The organism is Mesorhizobium sp. M0518 (genome assembly GCF_040321125.1).
In the GTDB taxonomy this organism is placed as follows: domain Bacteria; phylum Pseudomonadota; class Alphaproteobacteria; order Rhizobiales; family Rhizobiaceae; genus Mesorhizobium.
Genome location: NZ_JAMYQY010000024.1, coordinates 15338 through 29440 on the forward strand (window position 1 = coordinate 15338; position 14103 = coordinate 29440).

Sequence of the window (14103 nt, forward strand, 5' to 3'; positions counted from 1 at the left end):
ACTTTCGAACTAACTGCCGACAACACACTGGATAGGCCGTTCTCGTCGTTCGGTCCAGTTCACCAACGCCTATGTCGACATTTTACGGCGCTTCACTACTAACCGGGCACCGCACGATGGCAGCTCGTTCTCTCCGGCAAAAGGTACTCCCTGTGTTAGCTTCCGTGTTGTGTGCTTGCCCTCAACTGCGGGATACGTAAGGCCATCCCTAAAAGCATCGAATGCGGCAGCAACAGCGCGAATCCCAAAGCGATGCTCCCGCCGTTCGCGGACAAGACCGTTTTCGAAGTCCACTATTCCGTCCTTGGCCAGCATCGCCAAACGCTCATCTGAACCGCGAAGACGGATCGGATCAGATCCGTGGGCGACACAGATTGCCGGCACGTCAGCCTCGAAATCGCACATTAATCGCTCGATGATTGCGGCTCGCACGCGGTCGTCGTGAGGCGATGGCCCTTCGATGTCGCCAGTCGGCCAACTGCGATGTGCTGGATGTAGATATCCCGTGTAACTTCGTTTTGAACGTACCCCTGGCCGATGCGGCCGATAGCCGACGCGCCGAAACCGATCAGGGTTCTGCAGGTATCGGCAGAGTAGCCCAACGAGTTACGTCGCAGGCGACCGGTTTCCTGTGCCAGCGCGAGCTCGTCGTCCGGCAAGGCGAAATGGTCGAGCCCGATCTCCCGGTAGCCGGCGGCAACCAGCGTCACGGCGACAGCCGCATGCTGTTCAGCGCGGGCAGCGCTGGCAAGCCGGTCGGGGCGCATGGCGACCGCTGCCCTCGCCGTCTCGACCCACGACACCACCGTTTGACGCGGCAGGCGTCCCATGGTGATAACAAACCACCTTGCCGCTGAGCTCGCCTGTGTCTTTGCGTTATGCCAGTCCGTTCCGCTTAGATGTCTTGGCTGTTCCCGCCGAGACCTCACGCGCACCGTTTTGTTCCCACCATCCCTCCCCGTCAGCTCCGCCTGGGAAATTCTGCCAGCTTGCCGGATCCGACGAGATAATGCAGCGCTGGGACGGACTTTGCTCGCCAGCTAGCGACCGTGGTGATCTCTGCCAAAAGGACGAGGCCATGAACGCGATCGGCGCTAACGGTGGGCGTTTGTATAAGACTTGTGGTGGGAACTGGGCCTTCTATGCTGGCGCCACATACAAGCTCAACGAGACAACTTCGTTCTACCTTCGGCTCTCCCGGTGACCAGCTCTCAGTAGCGTCGCGGCAAACGTTGCCTATGGGCTTCTTTTCGATTTCACAGCTACGGCGACTCCAAACTCAGCAGTCGGCAAGATGGAAGCTTCCAACGGGAACTGCCCAATGCGAACAAGAAGAGCAGTGTCGGCAGTAATCCTGCGCTTGGAACGCTCATCCTAACGCCGTGAAGCGTTGAGCTCCGAGGTTGGGCAGACCAAACCCGCAACACGCTCCAAGAGAACGGCGCATAGAAGCCATACGAGATTGCAGCCTAGCCTTCGGGGCCGGACGTTGTTTCATATCAGACCGGTGGGGATGAAGCCTGCCATCCAGCAACCGGTCAGTTTCAGGTCAAACTTGAACTCCCAGTCGGGTCAGAACGCGATCAACTGGCAGTCCGACGCACTTAAAAATGACAAATGGATCGCCTGCTTTTGGGCCATCCATGGGGAATTCGGGCGCGAGAGAACAAGCTCACACAGCATAAGCGAAGCTCCAGGCGAATCTTGCGCTGGCCGAGGCAGAACCATGTTTAAAGCTGCCTGTTTTCCACCTCGAACCTGCCTGAGTCCGGCCGATCGTCATAGATCGGCCAAAGCATCGGCCAGATGGCTCCCCCAATTACGGTTTGTGCATAGTTGTCAGTACGATAGGCCTGCCGAACATCGGCCATGATCATCATCGGCAGCATCGATTTGTGTCCAAGCCTGGCGACGTCGGCTGTTTTGGGCAAAAGCCTGCACTCGCGTACCGCAGCCAACCTCGCCCATCTCGTGCGCATCATGAACACCTACTACAGCAACCTGATCGAAGGCCACGATACGCGCCCGCGCGACATCGAACGGGCGCTGGTCGGAATTTCGATCGAGACGAGAACCGCCGCAATCTGCAGCTCGAGGCGGCCGCGCACGTTCGCGTGCAAGCCGAGATCGACCGCCTGGCTGCCGATGGGCAGTTGCCGGAACCGGCATCGGTAGGTTTTCTTCGATGGCTGCATGCGGAATTCTACCGCGATGCGGAATCGCCCATGCTGACCATCAAGGGTTCCGGCCGTGAGTTCGTCATGGCGCCAGGTGAGTGGCGATCGAAGCCAGAGCATGACGTCGCCATCGGCCGGCATGAAACCGCCTTCGAGCGATCGCGTCAACGATTTCATGCAATACTTTGCCATGCGTTATCGCTTCGATAAGCTGGGCAAGGCCGGACGCATCCTGACCATTCCTGCCGCGCATCACCGCTTCAACTACATTCACCCGTTTCCGGACGGCAACGGACGCATCAGCCGATTGATGAGCCACGCCATGGCCCTCAGGCCGGGGTCGCCGCGCACGGGCTGTGGTCGATCTCACGAGGCTTGGCACGTGGCGTGAAAAGCCGAACGGATTACAAGAGCATGATGGATCATGCCGATATGCCCCGCCAGGGTGATCTCGACGGACGTGGCAACCTCTCCGAACGCGCACTCGGCGATTTTACCTTATGGTTCCTGCAGGCGTGTATCGATCAGGTGAGCTTCATGACCGGACTGTTCGATCTCGACACGTTGGCCAAGCGGCTGTATCGGCATGTGGAGCGCAGTGGTCTGAAGCCCGAAGCCGGCCGCCTCGTGGAGGAAGCGCTCACGCGCGGTGAGTTTGACCGCGGCGAGGCATCCCGTATTAGCGGACTACCCGAACGTACGGCGCGTCGAGTGTTCAATGACGTAATCGCGCTCGGACTATTGGCGTCGGAAACGCCAAAGAGCCTAGTGTCCCTACGCTTTCCGGCGGACGCTCTGGACGCGCTGTTTCCGAAGCTTTTTCCGGAAACGTAAGAGCATAGGGCGCTCACGATCTTAGGTCACTTCTCCTCGGAACCGGAAAGATTTTCACCGGATCACCCGCGGGTTCGTCATTCCGCGTTCTGAGACGTGGGAAAAGCCGGCGCACTAGAGCCGAGGCCGCCGATGCAGACATATTTGGTGTCGAGGTAATCCTCGATGCCCTGATGTCCGCCTTCCTTGCCGAGACCCGATTCCTTGACGCCGCCGAACGGCGCCTCCGGCGTGGTGATGAGGCCTTCATTGACGCCGACCATGCCGTATTTCAGCCCTTCCATGACGCGGAAGGCGCGGCCGAGATCGCCGGTGTAGAAATAGCAGGCGAGGCCGAATTCGGTGTCATTGGCGAGTGCTATCGCCTCCTCTTCGGTCTCGAACTTGAACACCGGTGCGACCGGGCCAAAGATCTCTTCCTTCATGAAGCGCATCTTGGGCGTCGCATTGGCAATGACCGTCGGCTGGAAGAACGAACCGCCGAGCGCATGGCGCTTGCCGCCGGCAACGATCTTGCCGCCCTTGGATGTGGCGTCGGCGATCAGTTCTTCGACCTTCTCGACCGCCTTCTCGTCGATCAGCGGCCCCTGCTGCACGCCGTCCTCGAGGCCGGATCCGACCTTCAGCCCATTGCTCGCGGCAGCGAGCTTCTCGACGAACTTGTCATAGACGCCAGACTGAACCAGGAAGCGGTTGGTGCAGACGCAGGTCTGGCCGGAGTTGCGATACTTGGCGGTGATCGCACCGGCGACCGCACGCTCGAGGTCGGTGTCATCGAAGACAATGAACGGCGCGTTGCCACCGAGCTCCATCGACACCTTCTTGACGGTGACCGACGACTTCTGGATGAGAAGCTTGCCGACTTCGGTCGATCCGGTGAAGGTGATCTTCGACACCAGCGGATTGGCGCAGATCTCGTCGCCGATCTCGCTTGCCGAACCGGTCAGGATGTTGACGACGCCCTTGGGGAAGCCGACCTCCTCTGCGAGCGCACCCCAGGCGAGGCCCGAATATGGCGTCTGCGAGGCCGGCTTGACCACTGCGGTGCAGCCGGCGGCGAGCGCCGGGCCGAGCTTGCGGGCCAGCATCGAGGACGGGAAATTCCACGGCGTGATGGCGGCGATGACGCCGACCGGCTCCTTGGTCACCAGGATGCGGCGATCCGCCCATGGCGAAGGCACGACATCGCCATAGGTGCGGCGACCTTCCTCGGCGAACCACAATATGTAGGCCGCGGCCGAGCCGATCTCGCCCTTCGATTCGAACAGCGACTTGCCCTGCTCGATGGTGAGCAGTTCGGCCAACACGTCCTGATTGTCCATCATCGCGTCATGCAGCTTGCGCAGCAGCTTCGAGCGCTCGAGGGCGGTGGTCTTGCGCCACGACTTGAAGGCGGCGGCGGCGGCTTCAATGGCGCGGCGGGTCTCGGCCCTGCCCGACTTCGGCACGGTGCCGATCTTGAGACCGGTGGCCGGGTTGTTGACGTCGACCGTCAGTCCGCTGTCGGCCTGCACCCACTCGCCGTTGATGAGATTGGCCTGGCGCATGAAATGGCTGGTTTTCTGAAGCATGGTCTGGCCTCCGTTCGGATAAGACAATCAGGATCCTGTATGCTGGCTACGGCTCGCGCTTGCCCAAGCGCCTTTCGCGCGGCCGGCCCCTCCAGCGACGTCTCGCCGCCTCGCCGGGCGGGTTCATGCCGACTGGTCAGTCCGCGCATGGGCCGCCGCGGTCTCATCAAGAGCCGCGCGAATGCCATCAACCATGTAATCGATCTCTTTAGTGGCGATGACGTAGGGCGGGCAGATTGCCAGCACGTCGCCCATGTTGCGGATCATGACTCCGTGCTCGCGGCACCGCCGCTCGACATCGGTGCCAATTCGCAGCTCCGGCGCAAAGGCGCGACGGGTGGCGCGATCCTCGACGATCTGGATCCCCGCTATAAAACCGCGGCCGCGGACCTCGCCGACCAGTGTATGGTCGTTGAGCGCGTCCGCGAGCGCTGCATGCATATAATCGCCGAGACGGCGCGCCTGGCTCAAGAGATCGATCTCACGGTAGATCCTGATCGCCTCGGCGGCGACGGCGGCTGTCACCGGATGGCCGGAATAGGTGAAACCGTGGCCGAACACGCCGACCTTGTGGGCCTCGTCGGCGACGCACTGGTAGACCTTGTCGGAGATAATGACGCCGCCAATGGGCAGATGACCGGATGAAAGCCCCTTGGCGACCGACAGCATGTCCGGTTCCATGCCAAAAGTCTGGCTGCCGAACCAATTTCCGGTGCGTCCGAAACCGCAGACCACCTCGTCGGACAGCATCAGGATGTCGTATTTGCGCAGCACCGCCTGAACCTTTGGAAAATAATTCTCCGGCGGTACCAGCACGCCGCCGGCGCCCATGACTGGCTCTGCGATCATCGCGGCAATCGTCTCTGGCCCCTCCGCCAGGATCAGGGCCTCGAGTTCCTGGGCCAGGCGCGTGGCGTAGTCATGCTCCGCCTCGCCCGGCAGACCGTCGAGATAGTGGAACGGCCGCGCGGCGAATATGACGGGAAGCGGCGGCAGGTTGAAGGACTTGTGCATGTGCGGCAGCCCACTCAGCGCCGCGCCCATGATCGTACTGCCGTGGAAGGCGCCAAACCTGCTGATGATCTTGCGTTTCTCCGGACGTCCCCGCGCGGCCTGGTAATACCAGGCGAGCTTGATCATCGTATCATTGGCTTCCGAACCGGAGCCGACCAGAAAGACGCGCGCGTGGTCGAACGGCGCCAACGCGGTAAGCTGCTCGACGAGTTCGACGGTGGGCTCGTTCGAGCGGTGGTTGAAGGTGTGGTAGACGGCGAGCTTGCGCATCTGGCGGTCAGCAGCGACAGCCAGCCGGCTGTCGCTGAAGCCAAGCGAGGCGCACCAGAGTCCGCCCATGCCCTCGATATAGCGGTTGCCCGCGTCATCCGTGACGGTCGCGCCTTCGCCGGCCACGATCGTCAACGGACCATGATCCTCATGCAGGCGTGGATCCGTTTGGGAATGAAAGTGCCTGGCCATGTCCAGCACGCGCGATTCGTTGTTCATCAAAATTCTCCTTGCGACCAGATAGGCGGTTGCTTCGGCGAGGAATATCTTATAACTTATAAGTTGTCGAGAAAAAATGATCCCGAGAGTGACGTCCAATGGCCAACGCACCCACTCCTTCAAACAACACCCTGCCACCCGACGCGGAGCGGATCGCCCTGTTGCGCGACAGGGCAGAGTTCGTCCGGCTCGAGACGCTGCGCCTCATCCAGATCGCCAAGGTGGGCCACTATTCGTCGGTGTTCTCCTGCGCGGAAATATTCGCCACGCTCTACTACGATGCGATGCGGCTGAGGCGCGGCGAGCCGCAATGGCCGGACCGCGACCGCTTCCTTATGGGCAAAGGGCACGCCGCGGTCGGCCTTTATCCGCTGCTGGTCGACTGGGGCTTCTTCTCCAAGGACGTCCTCGATGGCTATACCCGGCTCGGCAATCCGCTTGGCGATCATCCCGACATGCGCAAGGTGCCCGGCGTCGATTTCAGCTCCGGCTCGATCGGCCATGCCCTGTCCGGCGGCCTCGGCATGGTGCTTGGCGGCCGTGCGGCCAACCGGCGCTTCGATGTCTATGTCCTGCTCGGTGACGGCGAGATGCAGGAGGGCCAGGTCTGGGAAGCGGCGCTCTCCGCCGCCCACCATAAGGCCGGCAATCTGATCGCCATCGTCGACCGCAACGGATACCAGCTCGACGGGCAGGTCGACGACATCATCGGCATCGAACCGTTGGCCGACAAATGGGCGGCGTTCGGCTGGCAGGTGCACGAGGTCGATGGGCACGACGTCGTCGCTCTCGCGACGCTGCTGCGACAGTTGAAGGCCGAGGCAGACCGCACCCGGCCCGTCTGCATCATTGCCAAGACCTCCAAAGGCAAGGGCGTTGGTTACATGGAAACCGAACCCGGCTGGCATCTGGGCTATCTCGCGCCATCGGACGAGGCCTTGGCCGCCGAAGAGATCAAGCGTGGAGGCAAAACACAATGAACGGCCCGATCGATACCAACTCCTGGCAGTACCGCCAGATCAACGCGCGCGCGCCTGGCCTGAGTTACCTGGCCAACGCGCTCATTGAGCTGGTCGAAGACGGTTATCCGGTCGTGGCCGGTACGGCCGACCTTCAATATTCCAACGGGCTGGTGCGGTTCGCGCAACGCTTTCCCGAACGCTTCACGCAATTTGGCATTTCCGAGCAGAACATGGTTTCGGCTGCTGCCGGCATGGCCAGCACCGGCGCCATGCCGTTCGTCGCTACATTCGCTTCTTTCCTGGCGCTGCTGTGCTGCGAACAGATCAGAACCGACGTCGCCTATTCGGCGCTGCCGGTGCGGCTGATCGGTCATCATGCCGGTATTTCACTCGGCTTCTACGGCACCTCCCACCATGCGACGGAAGATCTTGCCATCATGCGAAGCATCGCCGACCTCACGGTCGTCGCGCCGGCTGACGGCCCGCAACTGGCGGCCGCCGTCAAGGCGTCTGTCAATCATGCCCAGCCAATCTACTTCCGCATTGGCCGCGGCCAGGAACCGCTGGTCTATGAAGACGACGGCGTCGAGTTCCAGTTCGGCAAGGCGATCGTTCACGGCGAAGGATCGGAACTGACCATCATCGCCTGTGGCTCGATGGTCCATCCCTCAAGGGAGGCTTACCGGGCGCTGCGCGCGGCGGGCAAGTCCGTCGGACTGATCGACATGCATACGGTGAAGCCAATGGATACGAAGGCAGTGCTCTCGGCCGCGGCTCACTCCCGCTTCATTCTAACCATCGAGGAACACAATATCCTGGGCGGTCTGGGCGGCGCCGTGGCGGAAATCCTGGCGGAGGCGGGCAGCCCGGCACGGTTGATACGCCATGGCATCCGCGACGAATACAGCCTGATTGCGCCGCCAACGCATCTCTACAAGCACTACCGGCTGGACGCGGCGGGAATCGAGGCCACCGTTCTTGAAGCCCTCGGCTGAGCCGGCGGACCATAGCCATGCACGGACATTCCGATGACCGATCAGAATAACACCGCCCGACTCATCGAGCGCGCCGGTGCGGTGATGCCGGGCGGATTGCTCAGCCCGAGCCGCAGGCTCGGCGCGCCGCATGTATTTGCCCGGGCGCAGGGTGCGTTTCTCTACGACGTCGATGGACACCAGTACACCGACTTCCACTGCGGCTTCGGCGCCAATGTGCTTGGCCACTGTCATCCGGCGGTGCGTGAACGCATCGCTGCGGTCTCCCAGGACATCGATCTTGTCGGCGCGGGAACGATGCGGCTAGAGATCGAGGTGGCGGAGGCGCTGGTCGACTGCATCCCTTGCGCGGATCTCGTCGCCTTCTGCAATTCCGGATCGGAGGCGACCTATCACGCCCTGCGCCTTGCCCGTGCCGCCACCGGTCGCAAGCGCATCATCAAGTTCCAAGGCGGCTATCATGGCTGGCACGACTATGTCGCCATGAACGTACAGTCGCACGCGCAGGCGATCGGCAAGTACGATCCCATCAGTGCTGGCATCCTCGAGGATGCCGCCCGTCACACCATCGTGCTGCCTTACAACGATGCCGGCGCCGTCGAGGATTATCTCAAGGCCAATCCCGGCGATGTCGCGGCGATCATCATCGAGCCAATCGCTCACAATATGGGGTCGGTGATCGCGACGGATGTTTTCCTGCGCGAGCTGCGTCGCCTGACCAGCGATCATGGTGTCGTGCTGATCTTCGACGAGGTCATCACCGGCTTTCGCCACGCGCTCGGCGGCTATCAGTCGATCGCCGACGTCACGCCTGATCTCGCGACCTTCGGCAAGGCGGCCTCCTCAGGCTATCCCGTTGGCGTGGTGGCCGGTCGTCGCGATCTCATGGCGCTCGTCGGCCGGACCGGGGAAGGATCCGTGTTCATGGGCGGTACTTTCAACGGCACGCCGTCGACGCTCGCCGCCATGCAGGCGACGATCGAGGAGCTGTCGAAACCAGGCTTCTACGACCGCCTGTTTGCCCTCGGCGCTTTCATGCGCACGCAGCTGGATGGCATTATCGATCGCCTCGGCCTGCCCGCGCAGAGCGCCGGGTTTGGCTCGGTCTGGCTGATCTATTTCCTCAGCGGTCCTTACCGCGACTACCAGGACTTGCTGGGCAACGACGATGTTTTCGATCTTGCGTTCCGCAGAGAGATGGTGGCGAACCGGCTGATCGGCCAGCCGCTTCCGCTCAAGCGTCTCTACCTGTCAGGGAGCCATGACCGGGCGACAGTCGAGAAATCGCTGGATATCATCGAGACAATCCTGCGCAAGCTCTCCGCTGGGAAACCCGCCAGCTCCTAGCCATGTTTCGCAACGGACTTATAGGATATAAGAGCGTCTCGCACTATCCGTTGTCGATTCGGTGCGGCCAAGATTGCAGCGGTGGACCATGAGCACGATGCAGCCAATCGAGCAAGGCAGTCTGTCGGCGAGAACTTATATCTCGCTGCGCGAAGCCCTGATCGCCGGCAATTTCCGGCCCGGCGAAAGACTGTTGATGCAGGATCTGGCGCAACGGCTGGGCACCAGCGTCACGCCTGTGCGCGAGGCCTGTTTCAGGCTCGTCAGCGAGCAGGCGCTGGAACTGCGGTCAGGGCGGTTCATCACCGTTCCAGAGCTGACCCGGTCGCGTTACTGGCAGGTCCGGCTCATTCGCATCGCGCTCGAGGGACTAGCGGCCGAACTCGCCGTTGAGCATGTTTCGGAGAAGGACATTGCAAAACTGGTCGAGATCCATCGCGATTTCGTGGCCGGCGAAACGTCCGGCGATGCTGACCGCGCCCGTCGCGCCAATCGTGAATTCCACTTCGGGGTCTACCGCCTGTCCAAGATGGATATGCTGATCGCCCAGATCGAAAGCCTGTGGGTCTCGATGGGCCCTATCCTTAACGTGTATTATCTGCAGGCCGAGAACGATTACATCGGCGCGGAGGAGCACGAGACGCTGATCGAAGCGTTCCGGACCCGCAACAAGAAGGTGGCGCGTAAGGCGATCGAACGCGACATCGTGCGCGGTGGCATGAACCTGTTGCGGTATTTCGACGAGCAGGACGCGGCCGCCAAGCGGGCGTGATCGAAGCCGCCGGTCATTTGCTGGCGACCTCTCTTCGCGCTGGCTCAGGCCGCCCGAAGGCGCGCGGTGGCATCCTGGTCGACAACCCAGACGCCCTGCTCGGCGTCCAGCACCAGGGCAACCTTGTAGGACTTGCGAGCCGCTTCGCTTGTTAGCCAGCCGCGGCCAACGCTGGCCGCGACACGGCGGACATCGCGCTTGGTCGGGTCGCCGTAGCCGCCGCCGCCACAGGCAACGAACTCGATGCGCTCGCCGGCGCGGCACGCCTCCTCATGGAAGGCCGGCAATTCCACCAGCTTGCCATCCGTGCCGCGCTTGGCACTGCGACTTGCTTTGGCGTCACCGCCGCCCAGCACGCCACGCGGCGGAAAGGTTGTGCCATCGGCCGAGTAGACCAGTGTCATCTCGTGGTCGACGGGATAGAAGACACCGCCCACCGCGGGAGCGCCCTCGAACTCGCCAATGCCTTGGGTACCCGCCACCACGCCGCGCGATTCAATGATGATGGGATACATGGATTCGTCCACCTCCACGGAATCCAGCGCGATCAGGCCGCCATTCGCCGGCCCGCAATATGTCAACCAGCCGTCATAGCCGTGACGCGCGCCGCCGCCGGCGTAGCCAATGAAGACCTGGTTGACGTAGGGCTGCCCGTCCTTGAACGGATCCTTGCCCGAAATCACCCCGATCCCCGCCGGCAGGTGCGAGCCGCTCTCGGCCTGGCCATAGGGTTCTCCCATCGTCGAGAACACGCAATTGCCGGCGATGATCAACCGGTCGTTGACATTGGTGGTCGCCACCGAGGTGCCTACGGGGTAGCGGGGTTTGCCAACCACGCTTCCCTCCCGCATCAACACCTTGATCCGGCTCTTGGCGCCCTCGTTGTGCGGGATGCCGTCGTCGAGATTGTTGAAGACGCCAATGCGGCACGAGCCCGTGCAGGTGTTTTCCGACAGGTTGAGACCGCCAGGGACGTTATCCATGTTGTCACGCACGTCGACCGTGATCTCGCCGGCTTCAGGGTCGACATCGATGGTGATCCGGACCGGGATCCCCTCCTCCGCCACGCCGGGGACCGGGTCATGGCGGACCTCGTAGGAGAACTTGCCCTTCGGCAATTTGGCGATCTCGGCCATGGCGCGACGCGCACCGTAGTCGAACCAGTCCTCGACGAAATCCAGCAGCGTGTCGCGGCCGTATTTTTCAAGCAGTTCCAAGAGACGGCGTCGACCGGTCCTGCAGGCGCCGATCTGGGCTCGCACGTCGCCCAGCCAGATGTCTGGAACACGGTTGCGCATCATGCCGATGCGCAGGATGTCCTGCTTCTCCCGGTGCTGTTCGACCACACGCACGCAGGGAAAGTGGATCCCTTCCTCATAAACGTTCTTGGCAAATGGCAGATATGTCGAAGGTGTCGGCGCGCCAGTATCGGCGTGATGGGAAAGCGCCACGGCCCAGAACAGCGGCTTGCCGTCGAAAAAGATCGGCATCGCCATGATCAGGTCGGCATGATGGGTGCCGCCCGTGTATGGGCAGTTGTTGAGGAAGATGTCGCCGTCGGCGATATCGTCGAACAACTCCGTTATCGGACGGGTCGCCAGATCCATCGACATGACGTGGATCGGCAGCGCGTCCTCGGTGGAAACCAGGCGGTGATCATAGGTCAGGATCGCACAGCTCAGGTCGCGGGCGTTCTTGATCACCGCTGAGCGGCTGGCCCGCATCACGACCAGCGTCATTTCCCGCACCACCGCCTCGAACCGGCTTTTGAGAACCGACATCAGGAACGGATCGACGCGGCGCGTTGGCGTCTCCAGGCGAATGACAGGTGAATTCATTTTACGATGCCTTGTTCGGGAAGGTTTGAGTCTCAATCGACTGTCACGACAATGTTGCCTTGCGGGTCGACGCGCCCGCGGTGTCCGTCCTTGAGGAAGGCGGTGAACGTCGTCGCCTCCACCAGGCATGGCCCATCAAGCGCCGCCCCCGCGCCCAGCTGGTCCATGTCGTAGACAGGCAGAGAGCTCGTCCGCCGGGTTTCGTGCAAATAAGCTGGCCGATGGGTCTTGGCGACCGGCGCCGTCGCCTGGTCGGCTAGCCTGAAGTCCCTCCAGGCGTCCTGATTAGCCCGCTTGCCCACCGCGCGCAGCTTCCAGTTGGTGAATTCGACGACGTCGCGGTCGGATCTGATTGAATAAATGCGTTCGTGCATCTGATGAAACGCTTCGACGAGACTTGGGAGTTTTTCCGCTTCGGGGCGCGCCTCATTGGCCTCGAAATGGACCTCGATTTCCCAGGACTGGTACTCGTAGCGACCAAGAAAGGAGAACTCGAAACGCCGGAGATCTGGCTCAACGCCGGCCTGTTCGAGGAATGCCTCGCCCGACACCTTCAACCGCGCCAGGATGTCGGAGACGCCCGCGGCGTCGAAGCGCCGGGTCGAGGTCAGAAAAACAGCGCTTTCCTCGCGCGTGATATCCGAGATCAACCCGCCGAACGCGCTCAGCCCGGCCATGAAGCGCGGGATCATGTAGCGTTTCAAGCCCAATATGTCGGCCATCTCGGCGATGTGGATGGCGGTCGCGCCGCCGCCGCAGACAAAGAAACTGTCGCGTGGGTTTATGCCCTCGCGAATGGTGATTTCCTCGATGGCCCCGACCATGTTGTGGTTGCTGGTGGTCTGGATGGCGTAAGCCGCGTCGAGCAGCGGGATGCCGAGCCGCGTCGCGATGCTCGCGACCGCTTTCTCGGCCAGATCGCGGCTGATCTTGATCCGGCCGCCGAGAAAATAATCCGGGTCAATGATGCCGAGCACGACATTGGCGTCGGTGACCGTCGGCGCGGTGCCGCCCGCTCCGTAGCATGCCGGCCCCGGCCGCGCGCCAGCGCTTTGCGGCCCGACACGAAGCAGGCCACCATCGTCGACCCAGGCAATCGACCCGCCGCCGGCGCCAACCGATCTCACATCGACTTTCGCGATCCCCAGCGAGTCGTCGTGGATCATGCTGTCCGGGGTGACGATGATCTGGTGGTCACGCAAAGCCGAGACGTCGAAGGTGGTGCCGCCCATGTCACCGACGATGACGTTGGCTTCGTCGCTCAGCGCCAGCGCGGCCATCGGCGCCAGCGTCGGCCCCGACATGACGCTGTAGATTGGCCGCCGCAGCATCTCGGCGGGAGGCATCATTCCACCGACGCAGTTGGCGAGCAGCAGCTCGCCCTGGAAACCCGCCTGCGAAAGTGCTTGCCGCAAGTCCTCGATGTAGGTGCGCACGATCGGATTGATCGACGCGTCGATAGCGGCCGCGATGATGCGCTTGTACTCGCGCGACATCGGATTGACTTCATGGCTAAGCGTGACCGGGATCTCCGGCCATGCCTGCGCGATGATATCGCGCACCGTTGTTTCATGGATGGGATTGACGACCGACCAAAGCAGACCGACCGCTATCGCTTCGACCCCATAGCGCCGGAAGTCGGCTATCGCCGCCTCGACATCGGATCTCGACAGAGGCGTGAGCTCCCGCCCGCGCGCATCGACGCGGCCCCGCGCCGTCTTCGTCAGGTGGCGCGGGACATAGGGCTCGGGATAGTCGAGCCGCCACTGGAAGGCGCCCTTGCGCGGCCCCTCGCGCAGGACGAGGATGTCCTGATGTCCTTCGTTGAGGATCAATCCGACCTTGACGGTCTTGCGCTCGACCAGCGCGTTGGTCGAGACGGTCGAGCCGTGTACGATCAAGTCGATCTTGGTCATGAACGTCGCGGGATCGAGCCCGTATCCGGCCGCCGCCACGTGCAGCACGTTGATGAATCCCTTCTCGAATTCGCCGGGCGTGGTGGGCGATTTGAAGATCGAGATTTTCCCACCGGGCTCGGAAATCAGGCAATCGGTGAAGGTTCCGCCGATGTCGATGCAGACTTGATAAGCCATTTAAGGTCCGA

At 62.2% G+C, this 14103-nt stretch carries 11 protein-coding genes and 1 pseudogene; 7 read left to right on the plus strand and 5 right to left on the minus strand.

From position 1 onward, the window contains the following. Positions 1-204: 204 nt before the first annotated feature. Positions 205-821, minus strand: a pseudogene (locus tag NKI66_RS27335) (oxygen-independent coproporphyrinogen III oxidase); the annotation flags it as partial. A gap of 1048 nt (positions 822-1869) precedes the next feature. Between NKI66_RS27335 and NKI66_RS27340 the strand changes: the two are divergent. From NKI66_RS27340 to NKI66_RS27350, 3 genes are all read left to right on the plus strand, one after another. Then, a complete protein-coding gene (locus NKI66_RS27340) occupies positions 1870-2175 on the plus strand; it encodes a hypothetical protein (RefSeq protein ID WP_245271846.1) in 306 nt (101 codons plus the stop codon). Positions 2176-2295: 120 nt separating this feature from the next. Next, complete coding sequence (locus NKI66_RS27345) at positions 2296-2568, plus strand: Fic family protein (protein ID WP_352753554.1); 273 nt, start codon at positions 2296-2298, stop codon at positions 2566-2568. A gap of 23 nt (positions 2569-2591) precedes the next feature. Beyond that, positions 2592-3011, plus strand: coding sequence for a Fic family protein (locus tag NKI66_RS27350; protein ID WP_352753557.1), 420 nt, complete (start codon positions 2592-2594; stop codon positions 3009-3011). Between the two features lie 77 nt (positions 3012-3088). Here the strand turns inward: NKI66_RS27350 and NKI66_RS27355 are convergent, their stop codons facing one another. Together NKI66_RS27355 and NKI66_RS27360 are read right to left on the minus strand one after the other, a co-directional pair. After that, positions 3089-4582: an NAD-dependent succinate-semialdehyde dehydrogenase gene (locus NKI66_RS27355; RefSeq protein ID WP_352753559.1), complete on the minus strand. Its 1494-nt coding sequence runs from the start codon at positions 4580-4582 to the stop codon at positions 3089-3091. A 123-nt stretch (positions 4583-4705) separates the two neighbouring features. Continuing rightward, the gene (locus tag NKI66_RS27360) at positions 4706-6085 is read right to left on the minus strand and encodes an aminotransferase (RefSeq protein ID WP_352753561.1); all 1380 of its coding nucleotides are present in this window, start codon (positions 6083-6085) and stop codon (positions 4706-4708) included. A gap of 98 nt (positions 6086-6183) precedes the next feature. Between NKI66_RS27360 and NKI66_RS27365 the strand changes: the two genes are divergently transcribed. From NKI66_RS27365 to NKI66_RS27380, 4 genes are all read left to right on the plus strand, one after another. Continuing rightward, positions 6184-7065, plus strand: coding sequence for a transketolase (locus tag NKI66_RS27365; RefSeq protein WP_023768618.1), 882 nt, complete (start codon positions 6184-6186; stop codon positions 7063-7065). Then, entirely contained in the window at positions 7062-8042 is a 981-nt protein-coding gene (locus NKI66_RS27370) for a transketolase family protein (protein ID WP_352538806.1), read from the plus strand. Before NKI66_RS27365 ends, NKI66_RS27370 begins: the two co-directional genes overlap by 4 nt. 33 nt (positions 8043-8075) lie before the next feature. After that, the gene (locus NKI66_RS27375) at positions 8076-9389 is read left to right on the plus strand and encodes an aspartate aminotransferase family protein (protein ID WP_023737065.1); all 1314 of its coding nucleotides are present in this window, start codon (positions 8076-8078) and stop codon (positions 9387-9389) included. A gap of 88 nt (positions 9390-9477) precedes the next feature. Then, complete coding sequence (locus NKI66_RS27380) at positions 9478-10161, plus strand: GntR family transcriptional regulator (RefSeq protein ID WP_023737066.1); 684 nt, start codon at positions 9478-9480, stop codon at positions 10159-10161. 44 nt (positions 10162-10205) lie between these two features. Here the strand turns inward: NKI66_RS27380 and NKI66_RS27385 are convergent, their stop codons facing one another. Continuing rightward, positions 10206-11999 carry a hydantoinase B/oxoprolinase family protein gene (locus tag NKI66_RS27385; RefSeq protein ID WP_023737067.1) on the minus strand — a complete coding sequence of 598 codons (1794 nt, stop codon included), beginning with the start codon at positions 11997-11999 and terminating at the stop codon, positions 10206-10208. A 32-nt stretch (positions 12000-12031) separates the two neighbouring features. Then, the gene (locus NKI66_RS27390) at positions 12032-14092 is read right to left on the minus strand and encodes a hydantoinase/oxoprolinase family protein (protein WP_352753565.1); all 2061 of its coding nucleotides are present in this window, start codon (positions 14090-14092) and stop codon (positions 12032-12034) included. Positions 14093-14103: the final 11 nt, after the last annotated feature.

Bases quoted from the DNA above. Each gene is read 5' to 3' on its own strand.
- NKI66_RS27340 (WP_245271846.1), top strand. From the start codon at position 1,870: ATGATCATCATCGGCAGCATCGATTTGTGTCCAAGCCTGGCGACGTCG.
- NKI66_RS27345 (WP_352753554.1), top strand. From the start codon at position 2,296: ATGACGTCGCCATCGGCCGGCATGAAACCGCCTTCGAGCGATCGCGTC.
- NKI66_RS27350 (WP_352753557.1), top strand. From the start codon at position 2,592: ATGATGGATCATGCCGATATGCCCCGCCAGGGTGATCTCGACGGACGT.
- NKI66_RS27355 (WP_352753559.1), bottom strand. From the start codon at position 4,582: ATGCTTCAGAAAACCAGCCATTTCATGCGCCAGGCCAATCTCATCAAC.
- NKI66_RS27360 (WP_352753561.1), bottom strand. From the start codon at position 6,085: ATGAACAACGAATCGCGCGTGCTGGACATGGCCAGGCACTTTCATTCC.
- NKI66_RS27365 (WP_023768618.1), top strand. From the start codon at position 6,184: ATGGCCAACGCACCCACTCCTTCAAACAACACCCTGCCACCCGACGCG.
- NKI66_RS27370 (WP_352538806.1), top strand. From the start codon at position 7,062: ATGAACGGCCCGATCGATACCAACTCCTGGCAGTACCGCCAGATCAAC.
- NKI66_RS27375 (WP_023737065.1), top strand. From the start codon at position 8,076: ATGACCGATCAGAATAACACCGCCCGACTCATCGAGCGCGCCGGTGCG.
- NKI66_RS27380 (WP_023737066.1), top strand. From the start codon at position 9,478: ATGAGCACGATGCAGCCAATCGAGCAAGGCAGTCTGTCGGCGAGAACT.
- NKI66_RS27385 (WP_023737067.1), bottom strand. From the start codon at position 11,999: ATGAATTCACCTGTCATTCGCCTGGAGACGCCAACGCGCCGCGTCGAT.
- NKI66_RS27390 (WP_352753565.1), bottom strand. From the start codon at position 14,092: ATGGCTTATCAAGTCTGCATCGACATCGGCGGAACCTTCACCGATTGC.